Raw genomic sequence first — 3,939 nt, 5'->3', positions numbered from 1 at the left:
CGCTCGTCGACAGCCTGCTCGACGACTTCGACGTCGTCGAATTGCTCACCGAGCTCACCGAGCGCTGCGCGAACCTGTTGGATATTGCGGCGGCAGGACTTCTGCTCGCCGATCCGCTGGGGCAGCTGCGCCTGCTCGCCGCCACCTCCAAACAGACCTGGGAATTGGAACTCTTCCAGTTACAGGCCGATGAGGGACCCTGCGTCGATTGTTATTCCACCGGCCAACCGGTGTCGGTGGCGGATCTGCGCCTCGCGACCTCCCGGTGGCCGCGGTTCGTTCCGGCCGCGCTCGAGGCAGGCGTCGCCTCCGTGCACGCCATACCGATGCGTGCCGCAGGCATCGTGTTGGGCTCGATGGGTCTGTTCGGCGTTCGACCAGGCGAACTCACTGAGTCCGACCTCCTGGTGGGGCAGACCCTGGCACATGTCGCGTGTGTAGCGATTTTGCAGGAAATTCCGCCGACACCAGCGACGGTCATGCCGCAGCTGCGTGCCGCGCTGATCCACCGCATCGTTGTCGAGCAGGCCAAGGGCTTCCTGCGCGAACACTTCGACATTTCCGTGGACGAGGCATTTTCGCTGCTACGCAGGTATGCGCGTGCCAACGGCGATCACCTGACCGACGTGGCACGGCAGTTGATGGCCGATCCCGGCGCCCGCCCGGCACTGCTGCACAACATGACTCAACTGGCTTAAGGCTGAGCCCGCCGCGCATGGGCGCGCCGCACTGCGTCGTCGACCAGTCGTGCCGCGACCACCCGCAGCTTGATGTTGTCGCTTTGACTCATCTGGACGAGCCGGCTGAACGCGACCTCGGCGCTGACACCCGACCGGCTGCGGATGATGCCGACCGCCTGATCGATCACCGCGCGGTGCTCCAACGCCTGCTCCAGCTTTTCCGTCCGTGATCGAGCGGCGGCCAGCAGCCCGGCGTTGTGGATCGACACGGCCGCCGGCGCGGCGAATTGCGATCCCAATCGCACGGCGTGCTCGCCGAACGCGTCCTGGGCGTCCGCGTAACAGTTGATCGCGCCGATCACGTGGTCGCCGACGCTCAGCGGCAGCGACAGCGCGGAATGCACGCCCATCCTCGCGACCCGGCCACCGAAGTGCGGCCAGCGGTCGTCGGCGCCGAGTGATCCACTGACGGTGGCTCGGCGTGACTGCATACACGTGATGCACGGCCCCTCGTGCAACTCGTCGTATTGAACGGCGTCGATGCGGTGAACGAATCCCGCTGTGGCAGAGGTGGTCTGCAGTGTCGGCTGACCTTTGCTCTGATCGATCAACGCGACTCCGGCGCCGTCGACCCCGGGAATGGCATAAGCGGCGAACCCGGCGACTTCACTGAGCAAGTCGAACACGCCGCGGGCGCCGGCCACCATACCGGCCAGGCCGCGGAGGCCGTCGCGCAAGTCGACTTCGTCCGCTTCCTTTTGGGCGGTGGACAATTCGATCTGCTCCGGTGGTTCGCGACCGGGCTGGGCATCAAAGTCGGTCATGTTCTACAACGATTTTAGACGACCAGTGCGAGCGCGTGGGCGCGACGCAATTTTCCTGACGGCGTCTTCGGGATCATCCCTGGCTCGAGCACGACCACGTTGCGGGGGCGGACATCGACCTCGGCGACGACCTCGTGGGCAACCTGACGCTCGACGCGGCGCACCTCGGCCGGATCCTCCCAGACATTGGCTTCGACGGCGACCGCGAAGCTCTCCCGTGCGTGGCCGGCTTGCAAGCGCACCGCGACGGCACAGCCCGGCCGGACCCCGTGGACGCGGCCGGCGGCGCGCTCGATGTCGGTCGGGTAGATGTTGCGACCCGCCATGATGATCACATCCTTCAGCCGGCCACACACCACCACGTTGCCGGTCTCGGTGAGATACCCCAAATCGCCGGTGTCATACCACCCCTCGGGATTTTGCGCAGGTACGAAGCCGGCGATTGTGGTGTATCCCAGCGTCACCGGTTCGCCGCGCACGTGGATGACCCCGACGCTGCGAGCGGGGAGCACCGTGCCGTCCTGGTCGACGATCCGGGCCTCCAGCCCCTTGAGTGGACGACCGAGGGAGGCCAATCGCCGGGTCTTACCCCGCGACGCCGGAACAGCCCGGTGCAACACGGCAAGCAGATCGGCGTCGACCTCGTCGACGATCAACCCGCGGCCGCACTCGGTGAACGACAGCGCAACCGTCGTCTCGGCCATGCCGTAGGCGGGCACGAGCGCTTCGGGCCGCAACCCGAACGGCGCGCCGGCTTCGCACAGATCCTCGACGTCGGCCGGTTCGACTTGCTCTGCGCCTGAGAGTGCCCATCGCAGCGTGGACAGGTCGAACTGGCCGGGCTGAGCTTGTTTGCGCAGGCGTTTGGCGAACATCGTATAAGCGAAGTTCGGCGCCGCCGTCATGGTCGCTTGATATTTGTCGATGAGCCTTGCCCAGAGCAGGGTGTCGCGCAGGAAGTCCATCGGCGTGATCTTCACCAGCTCGATGCCGAAGTACATCGGGGCGGTCAGGTAGCCGGTCATGCCCATGTCGTGGAAGCAGGGGAGCCAGCTCACGATCACGTCGGATTCGGGGTCGACGTCTGCGCCGACGAGCATCGCCTCGGCATTTGCGACGACGTTGCGATGACTGATCCGGACCGCTTTCGGGGCTCCGGTCGAGCCGGACGTCAGCTGTAGGAGTGCAACGTCGTCTTCGTCGGTTTCGACCGGATCGATCGGCCAGTTGTCGAGTAATTGGCCGACGGTGCGCACCCGCATCCCCAGTTCGGAAAGCAGCGGCGCCGCAGGCATGAACGGTTCGGAGACCACGACGGTCTTGGCGCGGATCATGTTGATGACGGCCGTCGTCTCCTCCGCCCAGCGCTGCAGGTCGGTGCGCGGCGTGGGCTGATGAAGCATCGTGACGCTGGCGCCGCGCATCCAGATGGCCTGCGCGGTCGGGGCGATCTCGACGGGCGCCCCGGCCAGCACGGCGACCGCATCGCCGTGCCCCACGCCGGCGGCGGCCAGACCGCCCGCGATGCTTCGGGCCCGCTCGTGCACCTGACCCCAGGTGTGCCGGACGGGGGCGTCCGGTTCGCCGGTAATCATGCCCTTGCGGCTGGTCTGGGCGTTGTCGTACATGGTCTGGGTGAATCGGCTCAAGAGAGATCCCCTGGCCCCCACGCCTGCGGCGTGGAGCGTTTCAGCAGGTGAACCGGCGGTCGACGGCGACCTCCAGCGCACAAGAGCAAACCTGATGTGGCGGCCTACATCGACGCTTGGGCGCTCTTCGGCGGGGAATTCGATCGCCGCCGCGATGTTTCCGAGAGGCTGGAGTGTCAACCGTGAATGACGTTACCAAGCCGCCTACCGGCTCTCCAATTATTCGGCGGAGCTGTTACCTCCCTGCGTCCCGCCCGAAACCGCTTGCCAATTCGAGTAGTTCATCGACTGACCACTGGTCATAGGCGTGCACGCCGTATTTGGCGGCGGCAACGGTGCCGTCGGCGGTGATCAGTAGATCGGCGGGCAGGCCAAGGTTGCCGTTGGTGGGAGCCAAGGGCAGCGGTGCGCGCCGGTGCGCGACGGCATTGCCGATGGCGTGGCGCCAGCCGACCGGAAGGGCACGCCAGGCGCGCGGGTTGAGCACTGCCTTAGCCGAGGCCTCCACGCCGAATCGGCGGTACAGCGTCTTGTCGGGATCGCCGATGACGGGAAAGGGCATGTCGCTCTGATACTTACGCAATTCTGTTGCGGTGGAATGAAATACGACGACCTCGCGAATGCCTGCTGCACTGATCTCGTCCACACGGGCGATGACCGAGTGCAGATGCAGGTTGCAGATTGGGCAGCCCGCGAATCGGCGGAACTGCAGATGTGTGAGGTGACCGGCGGTGTCGGGGATCGGGATGGCCTCTCCCGTAATCGCATTCAGGCGTAATTCAGGGA

The 3,939-nt window shown here is 65.9% G+C and carries 4 protein-coding genes; 1 reads left to right on the top strand and 3 read right to left on the bottom strand.

The genetic code is table 11. From position 1 onward, the window contains the following. On the top strand, positions 1-698 hold a 698-nt coding region (locus WAN02_RS19170), incomplete at its 5' end, for a GAF and ANTAR domain-containing protein (RefSeq protein ID WP_422265819.1). Here the strand turns inward: WAN02_RS19170 and WAN02_RS19165 are convergent. From WAN02_RS19165 to WAN02_RS19155, 3 genes are all read right to left on the bottom strand, one after another. Further along, entirely contained in the window at positions 695-1,504 is an 810-nt protein-coding gene (locus WAN02_RS19165) for a GAF and ANTAR domain-containing protein (protein WP_422265818.1), read from the bottom strand. The genes WAN02_RS19170 and WAN02_RS19165 overlap by 4 nt on opposite strands. A 14-nt stretch (positions 1,505-1,518) precedes the next feature. Continuing rightward, the gene (locus WAN02_RS19160) at positions 1,519-3,153 is read right to left on the bottom strand and encodes a fatty acyl-AMP ligase (protein WP_422265817.1); all 1,635 of its coding nucleotides are present in this window, start codon (positions 3,151-3,153) and stop codon (positions 1,519-1,521) included. A 235-nt stretch (positions 3,154-3,388) separates the two neighbouring features. Then, positions 3,389-3,925 carry a peroxiredoxin-like family protein gene (locus tag WAN02_RS19155; RefSeq protein ID WP_422265820.1) on the bottom strand — a complete coding sequence of 179 codons (537 nt, stop codon included), beginning with the start codon at positions 3,923-3,925 and terminating at the stop codon, positions 3,389-3,391. Positions 3,926-3,939: the final 14 nt, after the last annotated feature.

This window comes from Mycobacterium sp. (genome assembly GCF_049281135.1).
In the GTDB taxonomy this organism is placed as follows: Bacteria; Actinomycetota; Actinomycetes; order Mycobacteriales; family Mycobacteriaceae; genus Mycobacterium.
This window is presented reverse-complemented; position numbering and strand designations above follow the sequence as displayed.